Annotated in this window: 21 protein-coding genes and 1 pseudogene; 14 read left to right on the top strand and 8 right to left on the bottom strand. The window is 58.4% G+C overall.

Annotated elements, in window-relative coordinates; genetic code table 11:
- Nucleotides 1-91 precede the first annotated feature (91 nt).
- Nucleotides 92-946 carry a transcriptional regulator HexR gene (gene hexR / locus DU506_RS02615; protein WP_114485396.1) on the bottom strand — a complete coding sequence of 285 codons (855 nt, stop codon included), beginning with the start codon at nucleotides 944-946 and terminating at the stop codon, nucleotides 92-94.
- 200 nt (nucleotides 947-1,146) lie between these two features.
- Entirely contained in the window at nucleotides 1,147-2,613 is a 1,467-nt protein-coding gene (locus tag DU506_RS02610) for a dihydrolipoyl dehydrogenase (RefSeq protein ID WP_114485395.1), read from the bottom strand.
- A 258-nt stretch (nucleotides 2,614-2,871) separates the two neighbouring features.
- On the opposite strand from DU506_RS02610, the gene DU506_RS02605 reads away from it, so the two are divergent.
- Nucleotides 2,872-3,093 (top strand): PA3496 family putative envelope integrity protein, encoded by a 222-nt coding sequence (locus DU506_RS02605; RefSeq protein WP_114485394.1) that lies wholly within the window; start codon nucleotides 2,872-2,874, stop codon nucleotides 3,091-3,093.
- An 88-nt stretch (nucleotides 3,094-3,181) separates the two neighbouring features.
- Here the strand turns inward: DU506_RS02605 and DU506_RS02600 are convergent, their stop codons facing one another.
- A complete protein-coding gene (locus tag DU506_RS02600; protein WP_114485393.1) occupies nucleotides 3,182-4,525 on the bottom strand; it encodes a sodium-dependent transporter in 1,344 nt (447 codons plus the stop codon).
- A 232-nt stretch (nucleotides 4,526-4,757) separates the two neighbouring features.
- On the bottom strand, nucleotides 4,758-5,612 hold the full coding sequence (locus DU506_RS02595) for a DUF72 domain-containing protein (RefSeq protein WP_114485440.1): 855 nt from the start codon (nucleotides 5,610-5,612) through the stop codon (nucleotides 4,758-4,760).
- A 59-nt stretch (nucleotides 5,613-5,671) separates the two neighbouring features.
- Between DU506_RS02595 and DU506_RS02590 the strand changes: the two genes are divergently transcribed.
- The 7 genes and pseudogenes from DU506_RS02590 to DU506_RS02565 all read left to right on the top strand — a co-directional run bounded on the left by DU506_RS02590 (nucleotide 5,672) and on the right by DU506_RS02565 (nucleotide 13,099).
- Nucleotides 5,672-6,067: a fluoride efflux transporter FluC gene (locus tag DU506_RS02590; RefSeq protein ID WP_114485392.1), complete on the top strand. Its 396-nt coding sequence runs from the start codon at nucleotides 5,672-5,674 to the stop codon at nucleotides 6,065-6,067.
- Nucleotides 6,061-6,492: a fluoride efflux transporter CrcB gene (gene crcB / locus DU506_RS02585; RefSeq protein ID WP_235825407.1), complete on the top strand. Its 432-nt coding sequence runs from the start codon at nucleotides 6,061-6,063 to the stop codon at nucleotides 6,490-6,492. The genes DU506_RS02590 and crcB overlap by 7 nt, the downstream gene beginning before the upstream one ends.
- Before the next feature lie 20 nt (nucleotides 6,493-6,512).
- A complete protein-coding gene (aroQ, locus tag DU506_RS02580; protein ID WP_114485390.1) occupies nucleotides 6,513-6,959 on the top strand; it encodes a type II 3-dehydroquinate dehydratase in 447 nt (148 codons plus the stop codon).
- 578 nt (nucleotides 6,960-7,537) lie between these two features.
- Nucleotides 7,538-9,217 carry a ShlB/FhaC/HecB family hemolysin secretion/activation protein gene (locus tag DU506_RS02575; protein ID WP_220254277.1) on the top strand — a complete coding sequence of 560 codons (1,680 nt, stop codon included), beginning with the start codon at nucleotides 7,538-7,540 and terminating at the stop codon, nucleotides 9,215-9,217.
- A gap of 41 nt (nucleotides 9,218-9,258) precedes the next feature.
- Nucleotides 9,259-9,384, top strand: a pseudogene (locus DU506_RS22735) (ESPR-type extended signal peptide-containing protein); the annotation flags it as partial.
- Between the two features lie 105 nt (nucleotides 9,385-9,489).
- Nucleotides 9,490-12,327, top strand: a complete 2,838-nt coding sequence (locus DU506_RS02570) for a two-partner secretion domain-containing protein (RefSeq protein ID WP_181870670.1) — start codon at nucleotides 9,490-9,492, stop codon at nucleotides 12,325-12,327.
- A gap of 112 nt (nucleotides 12,328-12,439) precedes the next feature.
- Entirely contained in the window at nucleotides 12,440-13,099 is a 660-nt protein-coding gene (locus DU506_RS02565; protein WP_220254275.1) for a hypothetical protein, read from the top strand.
- A 116-nt stretch (nucleotides 13,100-13,215) separates the two neighbouring features.
- Here DU506_RS02565 and DU506_RS02560 read toward each other — a convergent pair whose 3' ends face one another.
- From DU506_RS02560 to hemC, 4 genes are read right to left on the bottom strand one after another with little or no spacing between them, the layout of a single operon-like run.
- A complete protein-coding gene (locus DU506_RS02560; RefSeq protein ID WP_114485387.1) occupies nucleotides 13,216-14,499 on the bottom strand; it encodes a heme biosynthesis HemY N-terminal domain-containing protein in 1,284 nt (427 codons plus the stop codon).
- Nucleotides 14,496-16,028: a uroporphyrinogen-III C-methyltransferase gene (locus tag DU506_RS02555; RefSeq protein WP_181870669.1), complete on the bottom strand. Its 1,533-nt coding sequence runs from the start codon at nucleotides 16,026-16,028 to the stop codon at nucleotides 14,496-14,498. Before DU506_RS02555 ends, DU506_RS02560 begins: the two co-directional genes overlap by 4 nt.
- Nucleotides 16,029-16,045: 17 nt before the next feature.
- Nucleotides 16,046-16,825, bottom strand: coding sequence for a uroporphyrinogen-III synthase (locus DU506_RS02550; RefSeq protein WP_114485386.1), 780 nt, complete (start codon nucleotides 16,823-16,825; stop codon nucleotides 16,046-16,048).
- On the bottom strand, nucleotides 16,822-17,766 hold the full coding sequence (hemC, locus tag DU506_RS02545; protein ID WP_114485385.1) for a hydroxymethylbilane synthase: 945 nt from the start codon (nucleotides 17,764-17,766) through the stop codon (nucleotides 16,822-16,824). The genes DU506_RS02550 and hemC overlap by 4 nt, the downstream gene beginning before the upstream one ends.
- 255 nt (nucleotides 17,767-18,021) lie before the next feature.
- On the opposite strand from hemC, the gene argH reads away from it, so the two are divergent.
- From argH to DU506_RS02515, 6 genes are read left to right on the top strand one after another with little or no spacing between them, the layout of a single operon-like run.
- Nucleotides 18,022-19,425, top strand: coding sequence for an argininosuccinate lyase (argH, locus tag DU506_RS02540; RefSeq protein ID WP_114485384.1), 1,404 nt, complete (start codon nucleotides 18,022-18,024; stop codon nucleotides 19,423-19,425).
- Nucleotides 19,425-19,598, top strand: a complete 174-nt coding sequence (lptM, locus tag DU506_RS02535) for an LPS translocon maturation chaperone LptM (RefSeq protein ID WP_220254274.1) — start codon at nucleotides 19,425-19,427, stop codon at nucleotides 19,596-19,598. Before argH ends, lptM begins: the two co-directional genes overlap by 1 nt.
- The gene (gene lysA / locus DU506_RS02530; protein ID WP_114485382.1) at nucleotides 19,599-20,870 is read left to right on the top strand and encodes a diaminopimelate decarboxylase; all 1,272 of its coding nucleotides are present in this window, start codon (nucleotides 19,599-19,601) and stop codon (nucleotides 20,868-20,870) included.
- A complete protein-coding gene (gene dapF / locus DU506_RS02525; protein ID WP_114485381.1) occupies nucleotides 20,870-21,703 on the top strand; it encodes a diaminopimelate epimerase in 834 nt (277 codons plus the stop codon). The genes lysA and dapF overlap by 1 nt, the downstream gene beginning before the upstream one ends.
- Nucleotides 21,704-21,750: 47 nt before the next feature.
- The gene (locus DU506_RS02520) at nucleotides 21,751-22,461 is read left to right on the top strand and encodes a DUF484 family protein (RefSeq protein WP_114485380.1); all 711 of its coding nucleotides are present in this window, start codon (nucleotides 21,751-21,753) and stop codon (nucleotides 22,459-22,461) included.
- Entirely contained in the window at nucleotides 22,454-23,380 is a 927-nt protein-coding gene (locus tag DU506_RS02515; protein WP_114485379.1) for a tyrosine recombinase XerC, read from the top strand. Before DU506_RS02520 ends, DU506_RS02515 begins: the two co-directional genes overlap by 8 nt.
- The last annotated feature ends 94 nt before the right edge of the window (nucleotides 23,381-23,474 follow it).

The raw sequence follows: 23,474 nt of genomic DNA, 5'->3' as shown, positions 1-23,474 counted from the left end.
CCGCTGCCGGGTCGAAAATGGGCGCCAAGTTTAGCACAGTTACGGTTTAGCACAGACATGGCCTAGCACAGAGACCATGGCGTCTTGGTGCTTATCCTTCCTCGGGAAAGCGCAGCGGGGTGAGGCTTTTCTTTACCGCCTTGAGCTGTTGCGCCAGCTTGGGTCCGCGTGTCTTGGCCACCCCCACGGCGAGCACGTCGATCAATACCAGATGAGCGATGCGTGAACTCATGGGGGTATAGATTTCCGTGTCTTCGTGGACGTCGATATACAGCGGCAGGCTGACTTCCTCAGACAACGGCGAGCCACTGGGGCACAGGCCGATCACCGTGGCACCCGCTTCCCGGGCCAGGCGGACACTGGCGACCAGTGCCTTGGTGCGCCCGGTCTGGGAAATTGCCACCACCACATCGCCTTCCTTGAGGGTCACCGCCGACATGTTCTGCATATGCGGGTCAGCGTAGGCGGACGTGGAAATCTGCAGCCGAAAAAACTTGTGCTGGGCATCGAAGGCCACTGCGCCCGAGGCGCCGAAACCGTAGAATTCAACGCGGTTGGCCATGGCCAGTGCATTGACCGCACGCCCCAGGGCATCGTTGTCCAGGCGGTCACGCACGGAAAGCAGGGTGCCCACGGTGGAGTCGAAAATACTGTAGGAGAATTCCGCCACCGAGTCGCTATCGTTCATCGAGAATTGGGCGAACTGGCTGCCGGTGGCCAGCATCTGGGCCAGTTGCAGCTTGAAGTCCTGAAAACCATTGCAACCCAATGCTCGGCAAAAGCGCACCACCGTGGGTTCGCTGACCTTGGCCTCAGTGGCCAGGTCGACAATCCGCATGTGGATAACTTCTTCGGGGTTGCGCAGCACGAAGCGTGCCACCTTCTGCTCGGAGCGGCGAAAGTGCTCCATGCGGCGTCTCAATTCATCGAACAGGGCGCGACTCACGTTCAGCTCCTCGGTAATGATACATAAGCGACGCCGGTCAATCGGCGCCCCGTCACAGTATGCCTGACTGATAGACGAAATGGGCAGGGAAAGTGGCGACACCCAGGCGACAGCGACATTGGCAGCCGCTGTGCATGAGAGCGTCGCCGTGAGCAGTTCTAGCGGATAGCGGCTGTCGGGCGGTGATGTGCTGCTATCGCTCAGTCTCCCGGCCCGCACTCCATGCAGTGCTCGATGATTCCCGGCCCTTTGCGCAGCTTGGCGTTGAGGTCATGCAGGGCGCTACGCAAGCCCTCTTCCAATACCGGGTGATAAAAGGGCATCTCGAGCATCCGGCTCACGGAAAGTTTCTGTTCCAGCGCCCACGCCAGCAGGTGCGCCATATGTTCGATCCGCGGGCCGAACAGTTCCGCGCCCAGAAACTGGCCGCTGCCATGCTCTGCATAAAGACGCAGCATGCCCTGATTTTCGCGAATGGTTATCGCGCGGCCTTGTTTGTCGAAGGTGACTTCCCCCACCGCAAGGCAGCCATGGCCGCCATAACGCTGCTCCAGCTCCCCGCGGCTGGGGCCTAGCGTGGCTATCTGGGGATCGGTGAAGACGATAGCCAACGCCACATTGCGTTGAGTGACTCGGCAGTCCGGGTAGCGTCCGGCATTATCGCCCGCGATACGTCCTTCATTGATGGCTTCATGCAAAAGAGGAAGTTCCTGGTCGGCATCGCCTGCAATGAAGACGTGACTTGGCTCACCGCTGGCATCCAGGCATTGCAGGGTGAATCGATTGAAGCTGGGGATTCCCTTGTCGTCGAGTGTCAGCCCGGCATTTTCCAGCGCAAGCTTATCGACGTTAGGGCGTCGACCGGTAGCGGCCAGCAAGTAGTCGAAGTGCTCGGTCAGGCGTTGACCGGTATCGCGCTCAAGAAAGGTCACCACGACCTGGTCGCCTTCGCGTTCGATGCTTTCCACCTCGGCATCCGGGTCGAGATAAAACTCCGCCTTGAAGGTCTGGTCGGCGTAGTCGCGCAGGGTGGCGTCCTGAAACGGCCCCAGGCTACCGCCGATGCCGAACATGCGTATTCGCACACCCAGCCGATGCAGGGCCTGACCCAACTCCAGCCCGATGATACCCGGGCCGAACACCGCCACCGATTCCGGCAGGTCGTCCCAGTCGAAGATATCATCGTTAACGATCAGCCGGTCTCCTGCGCCTTCGAAGATGCCGGGCCAGGTAGGGCGTGAGCCGGTAGCGATGATGATGTTACGCGCCCGTACCCGGCTATGTTCACCGACGGCCAGGGTATGGGCGTCGATAAACCGGGCATGACCTTCCAGGCGCTTGACTTCATCAATGCGTTGCATGGACGTCAGGACGCTATCCACAAAGCCGTCACGCTCATGCTTGACGCGCGCCATCACCGCGCAGCCATCGATCGTTACGTTTTCCACCTCTACGCCGAATCCTGCCGCATCACGCACCTGATGCGCCCTTTCAGCAGCGGCGATCAGTAACTTGGAGGGCATGCAGCCTACCCGGGCACAGGTAGTGCCATATTCTCCTTCTTCAATCAGCACCACGTTATCCGTGTATTTATTGGCGGCATGCCAAGCGCTCAATCCTGCGCTGCCGGCTCCGATGATGGCGATATCGACGTCTCGTTGCTGCATTTGGCTTCCTCTGGCGTGACGTTATTTACTTGACGACGGCATATGAAAAACCGCTGAACGGTATGATGAGCCGAACGTTATAACGAATAGAACGTTAGGGCGAATAGCGAAAACGAGCGTTGAGGGAATATTGCTTTCCAGAACGTCATCATTTCGTCAACTGGATTATAGTAAAAATGACGTGTCACGCTGCATCACCAGTAAGTGATGCTATGCAGATAGGGGAATACAGGGATAGGCATCTGGAGGAGCGACGCTATGCGTAACGTCGAACGGTTAACTTCAGTCAAGAGTGAGCTTCTGGATATCTTCATGAGCATGGGGCTCGATGAACATATTGAACGTCGGCGCCACGCCGCACAGCGCAATTTTCGCGCCCGTCGAGGAATAGAATTGCATCGGGAATTTCAAAAACTCTCACGGGATATCGAGCTTTTACCGGATGAAGAGGAAGATGCGCTGGAAAGCAAATTGCATTGAAATTGAAAAGTGCCTCGCCCGCTGAGTGACGAGGCCCTTTATCGCCCGATAACTAACCTGATAGTTAGCGTTAGAGCTTGTGAGGGCGTTAGATAAGCCCGGCGACAAACACGATGATCACGCCGATTGGCGCAATGATACGTGCCACGATATTCCACAAGCTGATACCGGTGGCGGACAGCCCCAGTTCGGTTTCTACACTTTCACGCTTGAGACACCAGGCGACGAAGACGATGGCACCCAGGCCGGTCAGCGGCAGCAATATCTTGCTGGTGAAAGTGTCCAGAAGATCGAAGATATTTAGCCCGATGATCTGGAAGTCCGCCCACACATTGAACGACAACAGGGCTGCAACTCCCAGCATCCATACCGCAACGCCGCTGACCAATGTGGCGCTGACACGTGGCAGGGAAGTGCGCTCTTCCATCATTTCCACTACCGGCTCAAGCAGCGAAATAGCCGAAGTTAGGGCAGCGAAGGTAAGCAGCAGGAAGAACATCAGGCCGAGCAGGGTGCCTCCCGCCATGTTGCCGAAGGCTAGCGGCAGGGTGACGAAGATCAACCCGGGGCCTTCGCCGGCACTCAGGCCATTGGCAAACACGATGGGGAAGATGGCCAGGCCCGCAAGCAGGGCGATACCGGTATCCAGAATGATCACGGTACGCGCTGTGCTGATCAGATTGACGTCTTCTCCCAGGTAGGAGCCATAGGCCATCATGATGCCCATGCCCAACGACAGGGTGAAAAATGCCTGGCCCATCGCGGCCAATACGACGCCGCCATTCACCGCACTCCAATCGGGGCGGAACATGAAGGCCAGCGCTTCGCCGAAGTGACCGCTAGCCACCCCATAACCCACCAGTACCAACATCAGCACAACCAAGGCGGGCATCATCGAGCGTGCCGCACTTTCCAGCCCCTTGGTCACGCCACGCGCTACAATCCCGATCACCAGCAGCATGAAAGCAGTGTGCCACAACAGCAAGGTACCGGGACTTGCCAGCATGCTGCCGAACAAGTCGCTGATGCTGTCGGCGTCCTGGCCGTTGAAGGTGCCGATGACCGTGCCGAGCGTGTAGTTGAGCGACCAGCCGCCAATCACGCTGTAGAACGAGAGTATCAAGAATGCGGCCAGTACACCGCTGATACCCACCAGCGCCCAGGCCGGCGACTTGCCGTGCTTACTGGCTAGCTCAGCCATCGAATTGATCGGGTTTTTCTGCCCCCGCCGCCCGATCATCCATTCGGCAACCAGCACCGGTAAACCGACCAGTGCCACACACGCCAGGTAGATCAGCACGAACGCTGCGCCGCCGTTGTCGCCCACCATGTAAGAAAAACGCCAGATATTGCCCAGGCCGACCGCCGAGCCGGCAGCGGCTAGCACAAAGGTCATCCTGGATGACCATTGCGCATGTGCAAGCTTTGCCATACATCACCTTTTTGTTAGCTGGATGGTTTTTAGCTAGATAGTGTTTAGCTAGGTAGTTTTTAGTTGGATAGTTTTTAGCTGGATAGTGAATTGCGTACCTCGGGCCAGCGCGATAAAGCGCTGCGAGGAAAACAACGGTTCGGAACGTCATAAATTGATATTACTTTCCGAAGTGAAGGCAATTTATCCGATCAAAGCGGTGTATGCCAGCGAAGCGGCCTGAAAAGTTAACTTAAAACAGCCGGGTTTGCTGTTCACCAGCAAAAGGAGGCAATTCGGGTAGATATGAGTCCTTGGCCAGTGGCTTGTAGAGGCTACGTGCCATCTCGGGAGCTTCCCGGTTGTCTGGGGTATGCACAAATAAGAAAACGGTTTTCCCCTGACTTATCCACAGGTTCAGGCGTTTTTCCCAAGGCGCGAAATAACGCTTATTGATTAATTTGTCAATATGGCCAATAAACCGAATTACCGGAGAATCTCCTGTGGAAAGCACGTGTAATGGGAGTTTGGGTTTTTCTTGCTGCGCTTTGGCCAGGCCGGAATGACCATGAGCCGGCGTGGAGAACAAGGGGCGAACGTCCAGCATTACCCGATTGGCCCGATAAGTTATCAACAATCGGTTGAGGGCTTTTTCAGCCTCTCCCTTGTGGAAAAACTCGGGGTGGCGTACTTCCACGGCGCAGGGTAAGTCACGCGGCCAACCTGCCAGCAATGCCTTCAGCTTGGGTAGCTCTCGGGATCCGAAATCCCGAGGTAATTGCACCATCGTGGGACCCAGGCGTGCATGCAGCGGGGCGAGGGCATGCAAGAACGCCCAGGCATCTTCCAGGCGAGTCAGGCGTTGCTCATGCGTAATCGAGGCGGGCAGCTTGAAACAGAAGCGAAAGTGAGGGGGGACCTGCCGCGCCCAAGTCGCTACGATGTCACTTCGTGGCGCGCCGCTATAAAAGGTAGTATTGCCTTCTACGCTGGAAAACACCTTTGCGTAATCATGCAGGAGCTCACGCCCTGCGTGGGGTGGATACAGGCTGCCCAGCCAGTCGGCGTTGGCCCACATGGGTAGGCCGAGGTATATCGGCAAGGTCATGGCGTCGATCCGTTCAAGGCCCATTCATCGATTCCAGCGCAATGTAGCACGAGGAGGCAATGGTGGGGATCAACTGGCAATGGCTGGGTATGATCATGATAGGGGGCGCACTGGGCGGCATGTTGCGCCTGGCGGTTTCCAATGCACTGGCCCGCCTGATGGGCAGCCGCTTTCCCTGGGGCACCCTGGCCGTCAACCTATCCGCAGCCGCCGCGATCGGGCTAGTGGCGGGGATGCTGCTGGCGCCTGATCTCAGTGCCCGGAGCCTTGTGTGGTATATGTTGGTCACCGGCTTGCTGGGAGGCTATTCCACGGTATCTTCATTAAGCCTGCAAACACTGAGTCTATGGCAAAGTGGCAGGCATCAGGCGGCTATCTTCAATATGGGGGGGACCTGCCTGGGAGGATTGATGTTGCTGGCGCTGGGATTCTGGTTGGGGCGTGCTTTATGGTGACAACTACTTCGGTGACGGCTACTTCCCTGAGGCGTCGTCGAGAGGCGATGATTTATCTTGCCGCTGGGCTGGGTAGCGCCCTGGGAACGGCGAGTCGCTATCTGGTAAGCATCGTGTCCCTGAATCTGTTCGGTGCTTATTTCCCTTGGGGCACTCTGGGCGTCAATCTACTCGGGTCGGCCTTGATTGCCGGCGTGGTCACCGCTGCGGCTCACAGACAAGGCTTGCTGGCCCGCTGGCAGCCCTTTCTGGTAGCGGGATTCTGCGGAGGTTTCACCACCTTTTCGTTGTTCAGCCTGGAAGTCTTCGTGCTGTGGCAAGGCGATGATGCCTTCCTGGCGGTGATCTACGCCCTGGGTAGCCCTTTACTGTGGCTGGGAGCGGCTTGGTGCGGGCAACGTTTAGCGAAGCGACAAGCAATCTAGTGAATTCGGAGACTAAAACGATGAGTCAGGATAAAGTGCTGGTGCTTCACGGCCCCAATCTCAACCTTCTGGGAAGCCGGCAACCGGAGATTTACGGTTACGAGACCTTGGCCGACGTCAATCACGCCCTTTATGAGAAAGCCACTCTCAATGGGTGGGAGATCAAGGCGTTACAAAGCAACCATGAAGGTGAGCTGATCGATGCCATCCAGGCGGCACGTCTTGATGGAACCACCGCCATCATCATCAACCCCGCCGCCTATACCCACACATCGGTTGCGATACTCGATGCGCTGAATGCATTCGAGGGGAAGGTCTACGAGGTGCATATTTCCAATGTGCACAAGCGTGAAAGCTTTCGTCATCACTCCTATGTCTCGCTACGTGCGGACGGTGTGATCGCGGGATTGGGCACCCAAGGCTACCAGGCGTCGCTGGACGCCCTGATCAAGGCGGCAGGAACCTGAACATCGCTGTTCAAAACGCTTCGTCTTTCAAGCCAGGCGAGATAAAAAAGGGTGCCTTGCGGCACCCTGGCTGTTTGAATTTTCCTGATCTGAGCCAGTTGCTCGCGGAACCGTTCTGGCAGGCGCTCGAGTAAAACTCGCCGAACCCTAGTCTAAGTCTATGAAGTTAAAACGTATTATCTGAAAAATTTCTTTCACGCTACAGCTTTGATGATTTTATAAAGAGTGTAAAAATCGTGACGTAAAAAATTAATCTAAAATAATTAGTTTTTTGTAATAAAAAAATAAGACTTTCTATCTAAAGCGGAATACACTCCGATTCGGTGAAGTGCGTTTTTGTTTTTAGTCAGCGCCCTCTCTTTCACTGCTTTTTCCTGTTCCAGTAACCTCTTGCCGACTGCGGCGAGAAGATAAAGAAATTAAATAAACACTATTTGTTATTCGACGCTTTAAAGCGCCGGAAGCCGGTGAGTGTATCTGTAATTTTTGAAAAAATTCTAAATATCCTAACAAATAAAAGTCTGTGTTTTCCTACAGGCTTTAATTAAATAGAAATTAAAATGCCAAGGAAAATTAATATGGCGTATAAAAAACTTATTCCCTTTGCACTACTCGCGTTAAGCCCAGGGGTGTTTGCCGCACAACTTCCCGGCGGCACTCTACCCAGTGCCGGCAGCCAGCTTCAACAGATCCCGCCAACGCCGACCGTGGAAAGAATTGCGCCGGAAATTGAGGTGCAACAGCCACAGGTACCGGTGATGGGTGCCGCAGGCACGGCGAAGATCGAGGTCAATTCACTGCATCTAAGCGGGCAGAGCCTGTACTCCGAGAAGGAGCTGCTCACGCTCACCGGTTTCAGGCCGGGCGCGCAACTTAGCTTGGGCGAGCTACAGGCAATGGCCTCCCGGATTACCGATTTTTATCACCAGAACGGCTATTTTGTCGCGCAAGCCTACCTGCCTGCACAGGAAATAGAGGGTGGTGCGGTGACGATCGCGGTGATGGAAGGTCGCTACGAAGACGTCACTCTACGCAATCAGAGCGATCTCTCGGACGGCCTGGCCGATGGCCTGCTCAGTGGCCTCGATAGTGGCGAAGTGATCAACCGCGCGCCGCTCGAGAGCCGGCTTTTGCTGCTGTCGGACATTCGCGGTGTCAACGTCCAATCGACCCTAGTGCCGGGTGCGTCGGTGGGTGCGGCTGACCTGATTGTCGATGTCGCCCCCGGCCAGCGGGTGACAGGCAGTATCGATGCCGACAACGCCGGCAACTACTATACCGGCGAGGAGCGTCTGGGCGGAACGATTCATGTCAATAATCTGGCAGGACGAGGAGACGTGGCCAGCCTGCGCGTGATGAGCAGTTTCGACGGCCTCGATTATGCTCGCGCCGCCTACCAGATGCAGTTTGGCAAGGCGACGGCCGGCGTGGCCTACAGTCATCTCGAGTACGAGCTGGGCAAGGAATTCAGTGGTCTGGGTGTCGAAGGCGATGCACAGGTTGCCAGTATCTTCGGCCGTTACCCGCTGGTCCGTTCACGCCAGAGTAATCTCTACGCGCAACTTGGCTACGACTACAAGACCTTCGAAGACGGGTATGGAAACGACATCTATGTCAGCGAAAAGACTGCCAATGTGGTCACGACGGGTCTCCACGGTGACCACCGCGATGAATTGGGTGCGGGCGGTCTGACGGCCGCTACCGTCTCCTGGCATACCGGCGAAGTCGATACCCAAACAACTGATGAGAAAACCTTTACAGAGAAGAGCAACGACCATTTCGACAAGCTGAGCTTGAGTGTCATGCGCTTGCAGCAACTCACCGACACGCTATCTCTCTATGGGTCGGTAAGTGCCCAGTTCACCGCGGACAATCTCGACAGCTCGGAGAAGATGTCACTCGGTGGCATGTATGGCGTGCGCGCCTATCCCCAGGGCGAAGCCTTTGCCGATGAGGGCTATCTGGCCACCCTTGAAGCACGTCTCCTGCTGGCGGGCCTTTCCGAACAAGTGCCTGGCAACGTGCAACTTATCGGCTTTGTCGATGCGGGTACTGTGACTGTCTATAAGGATCCTTCGGACGACGATGATGCTGACAATGATCGGACCCTGAGCGGAACCGGTGTGGGTGTCAACTGGGTCGACTATAACAACTTTTCCGTCAAGTCTTACTACGCCCATAAGTTGAGTAATGAAGAAGCCACTTCAGCACCGGATTCGGACGGTCAATTCTGGTTACAGCTGGTCAAGTATTTCTGATCGCTCTTCTTACACAACGGTAGTTACCCAATTAACAAGACATGCAACATACTTGGAAAAACATCATGAACAAGATCTACCAATCAATCTGGAAGCAAAACATCGGTACCTTTGTCGCGGGATCCGAGTTTGCAAAGAGTGGAAGCAGGAAAAATTCCAATGGTAGTAACAGAGTTTCAGAAAACAGAGTCCTATTTATACTGAAGCCTCTTATCGCGTCGATCTTTCTGGCTGTCGCCGGCAATGCCTGGGCCTTGCCGGTGGGAGGCGAGGTGTCAGTCGGCAGCGTCAATATTAGTGGCGACACTACGGTGATGGATATTACTCAAACCACCCAGAATGCCGCCATCAACTGGCAGGCGTTCGATATTACCTCGGGAGAGGCGGTGAACTTTGTCCAGCCCAACAGTAGTTCGATTAGCCTCAACCGGGTGCTGGGGTCGGACCCCTCGGCCATCATGGGCACTCTCACTGCAAACGGCAGCGTGTTCCTGATCAATCCCAACGGCGTACTGTTCGGTAAAGACGCCTCGGTCAATGTCGGCGGCCTGGTGGCCTCTACGCTGGCAATCAGCGACAGTGATTTTGCAGCGGGAAACTTCAATTTTGTCGGGACGGGTGACGGCAGCATCGTCAACCAGGGCACAATCAATGCCGATGGCGGCTATGTCGCCCTGCTCGGCGCCAATGTCAGTAACCAGGGCACCCTTCAGGCCAATCTCGGCACTGTAGCGCTGGCGGCAGGCGACGCCATCACCCTCGACGTGGCGGGCGACGGCCTGTTGAATGTGGCTGTCAACCAAGGCGCGCTGGATGCGCTGGTGCAGAATGGTGGGATGATTCAAGCCGATGGCGGCAAGGTCTTGATGACCGCTCAATCGGCGGGCGATCTGTTGCAGTCCTCGGTCAACAACACCGGGGTGCTCCGGGCCCAGAGCATCGAAAACCGCAATGGCACCATCATGCTGATGGGTGACATACGCAGCGGCACGGTGAAGGTCGGCGGCAGCCTGGATGTGTCCAGCGCCGATGCCGGGGAAACCGGGGGTAGCGTCACCGCGACCGCCCATCACGTCGGCCTCTATGATGCGTTGATCGATGCCTCCGGCGACGCCGGCGGTGGCAGCGTGCTGATCGGTGGCGGATACCAAGGCAAGGACCTCGCTGTGCAGAATGCCAGCGCTACCTACATGAGCGCTGGTTCAAACATTTATGCTGACGCCATCACGACGGGTGACGGCGGTACGGCAGTGTTGTGGGCGGACAACTCAACCCGCGCCTACGGCAGTATCAGCGCGCGTGGTGGTGAACAAGCTGGTGACGGCGGCCTGATGGAGACCTCCGGTGGCTGGCTGGACGTGGCGGACATCAGGATCGATACACGCGCACCCAATGGGACCGTGGGCATGTGGTTGCTCGACCCGGCGGATATCACCATCTCCAGTGCGGCAACCACGGGCGCCACACCAACCGACAACGTCTTCGCCCCGGATTCGGGGGTGAGTGCCGCCAATATCAATGTTGCCGACCTGGTCACCGGCCTGGGCGCCAGCAATATCACCGTGGCCACGGAAAATAGCGGCGCAAGCGGCACCGGTAATGGCGATATCACAGTCATGAATGCCATCACCTGGACCGATCAGACTATCCTGACGCTTAACGCCGATCGCGACGTCAACATCAATGCGGCGATTACCGGCACCGACGGTAGCCTAGTAGCCAACGCTGACCGTAATGTGAACGTAAACGCCGTCGTCACCACTACCACCGGCGACCTTACCTTCAATGCGAAAAACGACGTGACGCTGACAGGGGCATCAACGATCACCACCGGCAACCTGACGGCGCTTGCCGGGAAGGATGTCAATGTGGGGGCAGCGATTACGGTGACGACTGGTGACGTCATACTGATCGCCGACAATGACGGTACCGGACCGGGCGCCGACATCGGCGGCACCGTAGACATTACCTGTGCCGAATGCATAACCATCAATACCGGCACCTTGAGGGTGCGTTTCAACCCCGCCAGTTATGCCGACACTAACACCGAGATAGGTGCTTACGATCTAAACCTGAAAGACGGTGGCGGAACCCTGGATGCCAAGGCCTGGGTGTTCGGGCTGGGCGACGACAAGGTCTACGACGGCCTGCGCGACACTACCGTCAGTGGCCTCGAACCCGATATCAACGGCATACAGCCAGAGCCAACCGGTGAGCTGGAGGTAAGTAATGCCGAGTTTGATACCAAGGATGTGGGCACCGAGAAGCTGATTACTTATCAAGCCAGCTTTGATGACACCGACTATGAGCTCTTTGCCCCCTTCGGCACTACGGAGGGAACCTATGTCACCAGAGCGGATATCACCCCGGCACAGCTGACCATCACGGCTAACGATGCCGAGAAGGAATCCGGCGTGGAGCTGGATCCGGAGACCTTGACTTACGAGCAAGAGGGCCTTGTGCCAGGAGAAACTATTGGTGACGTCACCCTGACCAGTCCTGGGATAGTGGCAACGGCTGATGTTGGTGATTATGTCATCACGCCCAGTGATGCGGAGCCAGGCACTTTCGATCCTGGTAATTACGCCATCAATTACGTCGAGGGGACGCTGTTAGTCACCGCTGTTGCAGTCGATCCGGTGGATCCAATTCCCGATCCAGTTGATACCACTGTTCCTGGCGACACGACTGATCCGGTAGATCCCAGCACTACTGACCCAAGTACAACGGATCCAAGCACCACCGATCCCGGCGACCCTGTCGCTCCGATTTCGACAGATCCGGAAACCACTGATCCTGTCGAGCCTGATCCGCTTGATCCAAGCACCACCGACCCCGACGAGACAGACTCTGGATCGGAGCCGAGCTTGCCGTTGGCAGCAGCATTGCCTCCTGAAGAGGCCCTCAGGCCAGTCATCTCTTTTCCAGATGAGAGCGGCTACTCGCCCGAGGATATCAGCGAGGGGCTAGCGCTGACCTTCGCGACCGCCGCCGTCAATATGCCGACATCGCAGCTGGAGCGCCTGGAGTCGCCAGCGGAAAACGACCTCGTGACGCAGCCCGATGCCTATGTACCACCAGTCTATGCGCCCAAGCAAGACCGCTTCTAAATCTGAAATATTAGGAGAATAAACGGCTACCAGCGCTATCCAGGCGCTGGTAGCCGTTGTGCGTAACCTAACCTAACCTAACCGTTGGAAAATCGCCGCAGGAGACATGCCCTTGAATCGATTGAAAACCCTATGTCTATGGTGGCTGATAATTGCCTTTGTCGCGCCTCAAGCTGCTCAGGCAAATTCCTATGACGCCTCAGATTCAGCGCAACGATTCACCGTTGAACATGCATCAGAGCAAGTGAAAGACATCGTTAACTGGATTATCGACTCGGAGGATAATCTCGCCATGCCCTTCATGATTATCGACAAGCGAGAGGCCAAGGTTTTCATGTTCAATGCAGAAGGCCAACTTCGTGGGGAGTCATCCGCCTTGCTGGGGATGGCGGTGGGGGATGATTCGGTGCCGGGCATTGGCGAGCGAGCTCTGGCGAGCATTCTTCCAGAAGAGCGCACGACGCCGGCGGGCCGCTTCGTGGCCTCGTTGGGACGCAACCTCAAGGGTGGCGAGATACTCTGGATAGATTATGAAACCGCCATTTCCCTTCATCCGGTCGTCACCGGCACCCCTAGGGAGCGCCGGGAGGAACGATTGGCGTCACCTCATGCAGAAGACAAACGGATATCCTATGGCTGCATCAATGTGCCGAAAGCGTTCTATACAACCTTGGTAAGCACCGCATTCAAGAACTCGAATGGTATCGTCTATGTGCTGCCTGAAACCCGCCCGAATCATGCCGTATTTGCATCCTACTATGATGTGAAGTGATTCGTTTGGGGGCCCCAAAAACGACGAAACCCCACAAGAAGTGGGGTTCGTCAGTCGTCTTAAAGGCCCCGTAGGGCTTTTTTGGCCGTTCCTTCGCCTTGGCGGAAGTCACGCCTTCAAGCACTCTTTTTCGGCTTGTCCTTGTCTGTCTCCTTGTCCTTGCCTTTGTCGGCTTTGGTCGCTTCGGCGTCGCTTGGCTGGGGCAGCGAAGGTAACGATTTGGCCAGCATTTCCACACTGTGACGGTAGTAAAGCTGGCTCTTGTGATGCTCGCCGAGGCTGGCGAACAAGCGAGCCAATTCCGCACATACCACGCCGTTGGGTCGCTGGCGCTGGCTGGCTTCGAAATACTCCTGGGCCTTGCCCCATTGGCCGGTACGCAGTGACAAACGCCCCAGTGCCAACAGCAGTTCCGGGTCGTTGGGCCGTTCCTGCAACCATTTCTCCGCTTTTGCCAGCTGGCGGGCGGCATCCACGTTGATCAAGCCGTAACGGGTTACCAGGCGTGTGTCCCAATGCTGATCCAGCGAATGGCTGAGCAAACGCTCGGCAATCGGCTCTTCACCCGCCCGCACCAGCGCTTCGGTGTAGAGCATGATCAGTTCGCTATTGGCACGCAGATAATCGGGCATGTCCGCCCACAAGCTGCGAACCCGCTCGATATCGCTGGGATTCTGCGCTTCGAAAACGATCAGTTCACGGTAGGCGCGGTATTCCAGTTGCTCGCGTTCCTGCAGCGAAATCAGACGTTGAGCGGCGAGCCGGGGAAGCAGATGGCGCAAGCCTTCCCAGTCACTGACGCTGAGATACACCTGCTTGAGCAGCTTGAGTACCTGGGGATGGTTGGTCAGCTTCTTGTCCAGCCGAGTCAGGATGGCCAGCGCCTCTTCGGGTTGCTGACGATCGATCATCAGCTGAGCCTGCATCAGGCCCACGGCGGTATCGGCGCCCGGCGTGGTCAACTGGGCATGGTTGAGATGCTCTTGGGCTTTTTCGTAATGCCCCTGGTAATGCGCGGCCAGGGCGGCGGAGAGGTAGTTGACTAATGGCGTGCTGGAATCATCAGCCGACTTGACCAAGGATTTTTCCGCCCGTTTCCAGCGCCCTTCGGTCAGTGCCACCAAACCGTGTACGGTCTTTTTCATCGCCCGATGATTGCGTGCACGCGTGTTCCAGCGCTTGAAGCGGCCGACCGGCCGAATCAGAGCGCCCAGCAGGCGCAAGGCGAAGTGCAAGACGATGAAGGCACCCAGCAGCAGTACCAGGCCGAACCAGAACGAGGTCTGCATTGAGGTATCGCCAATACGGATCAGCCAGTAGCCGGGTACTGACATCATGAGATGCCCGAACAGGGCCCCCACCGCCAGGCCGAGGACTACCAGCAGTAGCAGTTTTCTCATGCATCACCTCCATCATCGCTGCGCGACTGGAACCTGCGCTCGATGAAACGCGCCAACGCTTGCTGAGACGCGCTGATGTCCGGCAGTTCCGGCTGAATTTGTGTCTGCTTGAGTTCCTCAAGACGATCGATCACTGCCTGGGTTTCGCTGCGGCTGGTGTCATAGTAGCCATTGAGCAACTGAAGGGCCTTGTCGATGCTGGCTTCGAACAGTTCCTGTTCTTCCTTGAGCAGGGCCAGCTGCGATTGTTCGAGAACCAGGCGCAGGCTCTGGCGCAGGTAGGATTCCTGTTCCGGGGTGATCAAGGCTTCCAGCGCTTCATCGTGATGACGAATCACCACCAGATCTTTCAGCTCGGCACCGAAGCGGGCCAGCTGGCGCTGGAAAGACCCTTCAGGCGGCTCCTCGATCCGTTGTTCGGCAGTCACCGCCGGCTCTTCGATTTCCTGGGAAAGCCGCAACTTGGCGATGCGTTCCTGCTGGGCGTTGAGAGCGAGATAGACACCGGTGCGGTCCAGCTCGGGTACGGCTTCCAGAGCAGCCAGTTCATTGGCGATTTCGCGGCGAACCGGGGTCAGTGCCGGGTTGTCGGCTTCTTGCAGGCGTGCGTCAGCGGTGCGCAGCAAGGCGGCAGCACCTTCGACGTCACGTTCGAGCTGCAGGCGCTGGTTGGCCAGGCGTAACAAGTAAGCGGCTTCGGCATGCAGCCACTCGCGCTCGTCAGTGTCCTGTTCGCTGGAAAGCTCATCCAACACTTGATCCAGTGTGTCATTGACGTTACTGCGGTAGCTGGCGAAATCGTCACGTAGTTCCTCGACGGCGCTGTTCAGCACCTGGTCGCGCTCGGTTTCGCCGCTTTCCAGGCGTGCTTCCAGTTCGTTCAAAGCCTGCATGGAAGCGCTGGCTTCGGCCTGCTGGGCCACACTTTCCAGGCGTTGTTGCTGTGTTTCAAGGCGCTGCCACCCTTGCCAGGCGATAAACGCCAGGATAATGGCCAACAGAATGACCAACACCAAGGCCAGAGCACCGATCTTGCCGCCACTGCCCCCCTTGCTGGCCTGGGAGGAGGTGGACGCCGGTGGTGGCGTCGAGGCGCCCTTGGCGCTGGCGGTCTTCTTGTCGCTATCACTACCGGTAGCCGCAGAGGTTGCGCTGTTAGCGGACGGGCCGCTGGTAGAAGAGCCACTGCTGGAAGAACCGCTGGCAGAAGAGGACGAGGCAGGCTTGCCGCCGGGTGTCGTCGGCTCGACGCTGTGTTCCGCCGGCTTGGCATCAGCATTGCTCTCGGGCCGGTTACGTCGCCGGGAGCGATGATTACGCGATGAATGGCCTTTGTTTGCGGCCGTATCGCTTTTGGCAGCATTTTCGCTGCCTGGCTCAGGGGCGGAAGAGGTGCCGCTAGCCGATGGATCGGTCGTGGCGGAAGAAGAGGGTGACGCCTTGGCGGTATCCCCGCGTGGCTCTGAGCTTTCGCTACGGGCGTCGGACGTCTTCTTTGCGTCGTCCTGTTCGTTTGGTTGTTTGCTCATTCTGTCGCTAGCCCTTGTTAAGTTCCTGGATCGACATCGGCACCCTTCGGGTTACAGGCCCGAGCCAACGCGGCTGTCAGTGCATTCGGTGTTGCTCCCGACGCCACCATGGGGGCACGAAAGCCCAGTGTGTCGGCCAGTGTAGCCAAACGGCGACTGGAAACGATTAGCGGTTGGTTCAAGGCTGCCTGATCGCACCATTTTGCCAGATGTTCAAGCAATTCGCCGCTAGTGACGACCAACGCTTGATAATTTCCATCTTGAAGACGCCGCTGCAAGTCGATAGACGGTGCTTTGAAACAGCGCCGATAGACCGCCAGGCGCGTCACGTTTGCACCACGTTCGGCTAATGTTTCGCCGAGTAAGGCGCGGCCGCCTTCCCCCGCCACCAGCAGGATGCGCTGGTTAGCCAGCCCTTGCAGCGACCCCAGCGCCAGCAGCGCTTCGCTGGTGTCTTCCCCGGCTTGAGGCGGCGGCACATGTACCGCCACGCCGAGAGTTTCATGGAGCGTGGCCGCTGTAGCGTTACCTACTGCATAGTAGTCGATCCCGACCGGCAACTGTGGCCAGTAACGGTCGAATGCCTCGCTCAGACATTGGGCGGCAAAGGGACTGACCACTACAACCTTATGAAAATTGTCGATGTTTAGCCAGGTAGTACGCAAGGCGGGGGGGTCGGGCAGGGCTTCCAGGGTCATCGCCTCAAGGCGTTCAACCTCGAAGCCCTGCGCGATAATGGCGTCAGCCAATACCTCACCGCGCTCACCCGGGCGGCAGATCAACACCGGTGCACTCATTCGCTGGCGCCGTAGACCTCAGCGAGTATCTCGCCGGCGCCCAGGTCAAGCAGCTCTTCGGCAACGCGAATGCCCAGGGCTTCAGGTTCGTGCATCGAACCACGGCCTTCGGCACGCAGCACTTGGGTGCCGTCCGGGTTGCCCACCAAGCCGCGTAACCACAGGGTCACATTGTCGGCCTCGATGATGGCGTGACCCCCGATGGGAACCTGGCAGCCGCCTTCCAGGCGGGTGTTCATGGCACGTTCGGCACGCACGCGGGTCGCGGTGTCCGGGTCATCCAGCGGTGCCAACAAATGGATCAGCTCGGGATCGTGCAGGCGACACTCGATGCCCAGCGCCCCTTGGCCGCAGGCGGGCAAGCAGACTTCCGGCGGGAGCGCCAGGGCGATGCGTTCCTCAAGTCCCAGGCGCTTCAAGCCGGAGGTGGCCAGAATGATCGCCTCGAACTCACCAGCATCGAGCTTGCCCAGGCGAGTCTGGACGTTACCGCGTAAATTCAGGATCTCCAGATCCGGGCGGGCTTCGCGCATCTGTAGTCCACGCCGCAGGCTGGCGGTACCCACGCGGGCGCCTTCCGGCAGCTCATCCAGGCTGGCGTAGTGGTTGGAAACGAACGCATCGGTGGGGTCGGCACCTTCCAGGATCACCGAGAGCCCCAGACCCTCGGGAAAGTGCATGGGCACGTCTTTCATGGAGTGCACCGCGATGTCGGCACGACCGTCGAGCATCGCTTCTTCCAACTCCTTGACGAACAAGGCCTTCCCGCCGATTTTGGAAAGCGGTGTATCCAGAATCTTGTCGCCTCGGGTGGAAAGGGGAACCAGCTCCACCTCAAGCCCCGGGTTGGCCGCCATCAAGCGGTCACGAACGTATTCAGCCTGCCACATGGCAAGTTGGCTTTTACGCGTGGCAATGCGTAGCTTGGTAATGGTTTGCACGTGATTCTCCCTTTGCCGCTGACACGGCCAATCAACCTGTGATAGGCCTCATCATAAAGCACCCGGCCACACAGTAAAAATAGTCGTAAAAATAGTTAGCAAGGTTCCCCGCCGTGCGATGGCTGTGGGGTGAGTAAAACGGCGTGCCGCGAGAGGGGGTGACTCTGGTACACTTTCCGGCAATCTCCATGATCATTTTTCGTGATTATTTTTCATGTGTGTTTTCGACTTCATTGTTTGCAGGATATCCGCCAGATGAGCCAAGCCACTAACCAGTCCTGGGGCGGTCGCTTCAGCGAGCCCACCGATGCGTTTGTCGAACGTTTTACTGCCTCGGTCACCTTCGACCAGCGCCTGGCACGCCAGGATATTCGAGGCTCGGTCGCCCACGCCACCATGCTGGCCCGCGTCGGTGTGCTGAGTGACGAAGAGCGTAACGCCATCGTTGAAGGTCTCAACGAGATCGCCGCCGAGATCGAGCGCGGCGAGTTCCAGTGGTCGGTGCCGCTGGAAGACGTTCACATGAACATCGAGGCGCGGTTGACCGACAAGATCGGCATTACCGGCAAGAAGCTGCACACCGGGCGCTCACGTAACGACCAGGTAGCCACCGATATTCGCTTGTTCCTGCGTGACGAAATCGATGTGATCGAAGTCGAGCTGGTGCGTCTGCGTGAAGGCATGATCGAGCTCGCCGACCGCGAAGCCGAGACCATCATGCCCGGCTTCACTCACCTCCAGACCGCCCAGCCGGTTACCTTTGGCCATCATCTGCTGGCTTGGCAGGAAATGCTGGCCCGCGACCACGAACGCCTGCTCGATTGCCGCAAGCGAGTCAATGTGATGCCCCTGGGCGCTGCCGCCCTGGCCGGCACCACCTACCCGATCGACCGCCACATTACCGCGGAATTGCTGGGCTTTTCGCGCCCGGCGGAGAACTCCCTGGATGCGGTGTCGGATCGCGATTTCGCGATCGAATTCACCAGCTTCGCCAGCATTCTGCTGATGCACCTGTCGCGCATGAGCGAAGAACTGGTGCTGTGGACCAGTGCCCAATTCGATTTCATCGATTTGCCGGATCGTTTCTGCACCGGCTCTTCGATCATGCCGCAAAAGAAGAATCCCGATGTGCCGGAATTGGTGCGCGGCAAGACCGGACGTGTCTACGGCCACTTGATGGCTTTGCTGACGCTGATGAAATCCCAGCCGCTGGCCTACAACAAGGACAATCAGGAAGACAAGGAGCCGCTGTTTGACGCCGTCGACACCGTGCGCGACTGCCTGAAAGCCTTTGCCGACATGGTGCCCGCCATCGAACCCAAAAAGGCCAACATGGAGGTCGCGGCGCTCAAGGGGTTCTCTACCGCCACCGACCTCGCCGATTACCTGGTGCGCAAGGGCGTGGCGTTCCGCGATGCCCATGAGATCGTCGGCCAGTCGGTCGCGTTCGGGTTACGCGAAGAAAAAGACCTTTCCGAGATGAGCCTCACTGAGCTCAAGCAGTTCTCCGACATCATCGAAGAGGATGTCTTCGAGGTCTTGACCCTAGAAGGCTCGGTCGCGGCGCGTAACCATATCGGTGGCACCGCTCCCAATCAGGTGCGGGCAGCGGCGCAGCGTGCGCGTGATGCAGTGAGCGTGCTCAAGGACGCGATGTGATGCGTGTTGTCAGCGGCTTGGTAATATTCGCCGTGGCAATACTGCTGGCCGGCTGCGGCCAGAAAGGGCCGTTGTACTTGCCATCTCCAGAGCAGTCGTCACAAGAGCCGACTTCACCAGCGCAGCCCGAGCAAGCGCCATCCACCTCGCCAGCGGTCGAGCAGGAGACCTGAATGGATTATTTCAATTATCGCGACGGCGTGCTGTATGCCGAAGAGGTACCCCTTTCCCGCATTGCCGCCGAGCATGGCACGCCGTGCTATGTGTATTCCAAGGCCACGCTTGAACGGCATTTTCGTGCCTACACCGAAGCCTTGGGCAGCCATTCGCATTTGATCTGCTATGCGGTAAAGGCCAATTCCAACCTGGCGGTGCTGGGGCTGCTGGCACGGCTGGGGGCGGGGTTCGATATCGTTTCCGTCGGCGAGCTCGAGCGCGTCCTGGCGGCGGGCGGCGACCCGGCCAAGGTGGTGTTTTCCGGCGTGGCCAAGCAGGAAGCGGAAATGGCCCGTGCCCTGGAAGTGGGTATCAAGTGCTTCAATGTGGAATCGCGCCCTGAGCTTGAACGCCTCAATCGTGTGGCTGAGCGCCTGGGCAAGGTTGCCTCGGTGTCGTTGCGCGTCAATCCGGATGTCGATGCCGGCACCCATCCCTATATTTCCACCGGCTTGAAGGACAACAAGTTCGGCATTGCGGTGGATGATGCCCTGGATGTGTATACCCAGGCGGCGGGGATGGCGCACCTGAAAGTGGTCGGGCTGGATTGCCACATCGGCTCCCAGTTGACGGAAACCGCACCCTTTCTGGATGCCCTGGAACGCCTGCTGGTGTTGCTTGAGCGTCTGCGCGACCAGGGGATCGAGATCGACCACCTGGATCTGGGGGGCGGCCTGGGTGTGACCTATCGCGATGAACGACCGCCGCAGCCGTTCGATTACGCCACCGCCTTGCTCGAGCGGCTTTCGCGCTGGGAGGGCGGCAAGCGTCTGACGCTGCTGTTCGAGCCCGGTCGCTCGATTGCCGCCAACGCCGGGGTGCTGCTGACCCGGGTCGAGTTTCTCAAGCCCGGAGAGACCAAGAACTTCGCCATCATCGATGCTGGCATGAACGACATGATTCGCCCGGCGCTGTACCAGGCGTGGCAGGCCATCGTGCCGGTGGACACGCGCCATGCCCGGGAGTCGGCGCTTTACGATGTGGTCGGACCGGTATGCGAAACCGGGGACTTCCTGGGCAAGGAGCGTGAGCTTGCGATTGCTCCGGGGGACCTTCTGGCGGTACGTTCAGCGGGCGCCTATGGCTTTGTGATGGCCTCGAATTACAACAGCCGCCCCCGCCCGGCGGAGCTTATGGTGGATGGCATGGAGTGTCATGTGGTGCGTGCTCGCGAGCGCCTGGCGGATTTGTGGGCCGGCGAAACCTTGCTACCGGCAGGGAGCGTTTGATGCTGCTGCATTTCACCAAGATGCACGGGCTGGGCAATGATTTCGTGGTGGTCGATCTGGTGACTCAGCGCGCCCGTCTGCGCAATGAGCAGATTCGACAGCTTGCCGATCGTCGTCTGGGGATCGGTTTCGACCAGCTGTTGATCGTCGAGCCGCCTCGCGACCCGGAAATGGATTTTCGCTACCGTATCTTCAATGCCGATGGCAGTGAAGTGGAAAACTGCGGCAATGGAGCCCGCTGTTTCGCCCGCTTCGTGCGCGATCAACGTCTTACCCACAAGCATGAGATTCGGGTCGAGACCGCCGGTGGCCCGCTGGTTCTCAAGGTGCAGCATGACGGTATGGTGCGCGTGGACATGGGACGACCGCGCTTCACGCCCTCGGCATTGCCGTTCGATGCGCCGGGCGACCAACCGTTGCATAGCCTGGCGGTCGGCGACGAGACCCTTGAGCTGGGGGTGGTATCGATGGGCAATCCGCATGCGGTGATCCAGGTCGATGATGTGGATACTGCGCCGGTGGAGCGTCTGGGGCCCTTGGTGGAAGCGCATCCGCGCTTTCCCCAGCGGGTCAATGTTGGTTTCATGCAGGTGCTCTCGCCCAGCGAGATTCGTCTGCGTGTCTATGAGCGTGGCAGCGGCGAGACCTTGGCCTGCGGTACCGGCGCCTGTGCCGCCGTTGCCAGCGGAATTCGCCAAGGGCTATTGAAAAGCCCGGTTAAGGTAACGCTGCCGGGTGGTGACTTGATGATCGAATGGCCGGACCCGGAAGCTGCGTTGATTATGGTCGGCCCGGCAACACGTGTGTTTGATGGCCGCGTCGCGTTAAGCTGACGCGGCCAAGCGCAAACCGTCGCGATAGCGTAAACAGGAGTAAGGTGATGTCTTCAGCCCCCGAGCCGCGCAAAACCCTCGACCCCGATCAGGTAGCCTTCTGGCTGGCGCGTCATCCGGACTTTTTTATCGGGCGTGAAGGGTTGCTGCAGCAGCTCAAGGTTCCTCATCCGGATACCCAGGGTGCGATCTCGCTATTGGAACGTCTGGTGCTCGACCTGCGCCGGCGTGCCGAGCATGCCGAAAGCCGGTTGGAACACCTGCTGGAAACCGCGCGCCACAATGAAACACAGTATCGGCGCCTGCGGGAAACCTTGCTGGCCTTGGTAGAAGCCGAAGATCGAGACACCCTGGCTCAGGCCTTGGCCACCCAGCTCAGCGAGCGTTTTGCAACGCCGGCCATGGCGCTCTGGTGTCCGGCGGAACTCAGCGATAACGAACCCGCTCCGCCCCAGCCACCGCGTCAGGTGCTGGATCAGCATGCTACCAAGCGCCTGACCGCGCTGCTTGATGGACGTACCAGCCGCTGCGCCAAGTTAAGTGTCAGCGACTGGAAATGCCTGTTGCCGCATACCAAACCACCGCGCAAGGCGGGTTCTTGCGCCATCACTCGACTTTCCGCCGGGCAGCCGCTGGGGTATCTGCTGCTCGCCAGTCCCGACCCGGCAAGTTATTGCGCCAGCATGGACACCCTGTTCACCGAGTATCTGGGTGATGTGATGGCCCGCTTGCTGACGCGCCTGGGACCTTATGCTTGATACCCCGCTCGAGGGAAGTATCACGGCATTTCTGGCGCAGATGCGACGCCATGCCAGCCCTGCCACGTTGAAAGCCTATTCACAGGATCTCAGCGCCTTGCAAGCCTTCACGATGAGCCGTGATGTGCATGTCGCGGAAGCACTGGATACCGCCCTGTTGCGGGCTTTTCTGGGACGCGAACGTAGCCGGGGACTGGCTCCCAGCAGTTTGGCCCGACGCCGTGCGGCACTCTCACGTTTTGCCGATTACCTGGTCAAGCAAGGGATACTGGCGCATAACCCGGTAACGCTATTGCGCACGCCGCGCCAGCCCAGCCACCTGCCGCGGCCACTGGATGTGGACCAGCTCAGCCAGTTTCTGGATACCCCTCATGATGGCTCGCCGTTGGCATTACGCGACCAGGCGATACTTGAGCTGTTCTATTCCAGTGGCTTGCGCCTGGCGGAGCTTGCCGCTCTGGATGAGCCTGACGTTCATGGCCATCAGGTACGGGTCATGGGCAAGGGAAGCAAGCCCCGCCAGATACCGGTGGGCCAGCGTGCTCAGGTGGCGCTGGGCCAGTGGCAGGAGCAACGCCCATTGCTTGCCGGCCAGGGCGAAACCGCTCTGTTCGTCGGGGTGCGCGGGGCTCGCCTGGGCCATCGTGCGATTCAAAAACGTCTGGCGCAACTGGCCGTGGCCCGCGGTTTGCCGGAGCACTTGCACCCGCACCGATTGCGTCATTCCTTCGCCAGCCATCTGCTCGAGTCCAGCCAGGATTTGCGCGCGGTGCAGGAACTCCTCGGCCATGCCAATCTGGCTACCACGCAAGTCTATACCCGGCTGGACTGGCAAAGCCTGGCGGCCAGTTACGATGCGGCCCATCCGCGTGCCAAACGTACCTCGGCCGCGCCTGAACAGAAACCCGAAAAACCGTAACGTCTGCTTGGGAAAAACGCTTCTTGTCATGGAATTGTCATCAGGGCATGGTGTGATTGTCACTGACCTGTCATTGTTCGATCACGAGGCCGCC

Source organism: Vreelandella rituensis (genome assembly GCF_003336665.1).
Classification (GTDB): Bacteria; Pseudomonadota; Gammaproteobacteria; order Pseudomonadales; family Halomonadaceae; genus Vreelandella; species Vreelandella rituensis.
This window is presented reverse-complemented; position numbering and strand designations above follow the sequence as displayed.

Bases quoted from the DNA above. Each gene is read 5' to 3' on its own strand.
- argH (WP_114485384.1), top strand. From the start codon at position 18,022: ATGAGCCAAGCCACTAACCAGTCCTGGGGCGGTCGCTTCAGCGAGCCC.
- DU506_RS02550 (WP_114485386.1), bottom strand. From the start codon at position 16,825: ATGAGTGCACCGGTGTTGATCTGCCGCCCGGGTGAGCGCGGTGAGGTA.
- DU506_RS02515 (WP_114485379.1), top strand. From the start codon at position 22,454: ATGCTTGATACCCCGCTCGAGGGAAGTATCACGGCATTTCTGGCGCAG.
- DU506_RS02555 (WP_181870669.1), bottom strand. From the start codon at position 16,028: ATGAGCAAACAACCAAACGAACAGGACGACGCAAAGAAGACGTCCGAC.
- DU506_RS02575 (WP_220254277.1), top strand. From the start codon at position 7,538: ATGGCGTATAAAAAACTTATTCCCTTTGCACTACTCGCGTTAAGCCCA.
- DU506_RS02595 (WP_114485440.1), bottom strand. From the start codon at position 5,612: ATGACCTTGCCGATATACCTCGGCCTACCCATGTGGGCCAACGCCGAC.
- DU506_RS02560 (WP_114485387.1), bottom strand. From the start codon at position 14,499: ATGAGAAAACTGCTACTGCTGGTAGTCCTCGGCCTGGCGGTGGGGGCC.
- lysA (WP_114485382.1), top strand. From the start codon at position 19,599: ATGGATTATTTCAATTATCGCGACGGCGTGCTGTATGCCGAAGAGGTA.
- DU506_RS02520 (WP_114485380.1), top strand. From the start codon at position 21,751: ATGTCTTCAGCCCCCGAGCCGCGCAAAACCCTCGACCCCGATCAGGTA.
- dapF (WP_114485381.1), top strand. From the start codon at position 20,870: ATGCTGCTGCATTTCACCAAGATGCACGGGCTGGGCAATGATTTCGTG.
- lptM (WP_220254274.1), top strand. From the start codon at position 19,425: ATGCGTGTTGTCAGCGGCTTGGTAATATTCGCCGTGGCAATACTGCTG.
- DU506_RS02600 (WP_114485393.1), bottom strand. From the start codon at position 4,525: ATGGCAAAGCTTGCACATGCGCAATGGTCATCCAGGATGACCTTTGTG.
- aroQ (WP_114485390.1), top strand. From the start codon at position 6,513: ATGAGTCAGGATAAAGTGCTGGTGCTTCACGGCCCCAATCTCAACCTT.
- DU506_RS02590 (WP_114485392.1), top strand. From the start codon at position 5,672: ATGGTGGGGATCAACTGGCAATGGCTGGGTATGATCATGATAGGGGGC.
- DU506_RS02605 (WP_114485394.1), top strand. From the start codon at position 2,872: ATGCGTAACGTCGAACGGTTAACTTCAGTCAAGAGTGAGCTTCTGGAT.
- DU506_RS02610 (WP_114485395.1), bottom strand. From the start codon at position 2,613: ATGCAGCAACGAGACGTCGATATCGCCATCATCGGAGCCGGCAGCGCA.
- crcB (WP_235825407.1), top strand. From the start codon at position 6,061: ATGGTGACAACTACTTCGGTGACGGCTACTTCCCTGAGGCGTCGTCGA.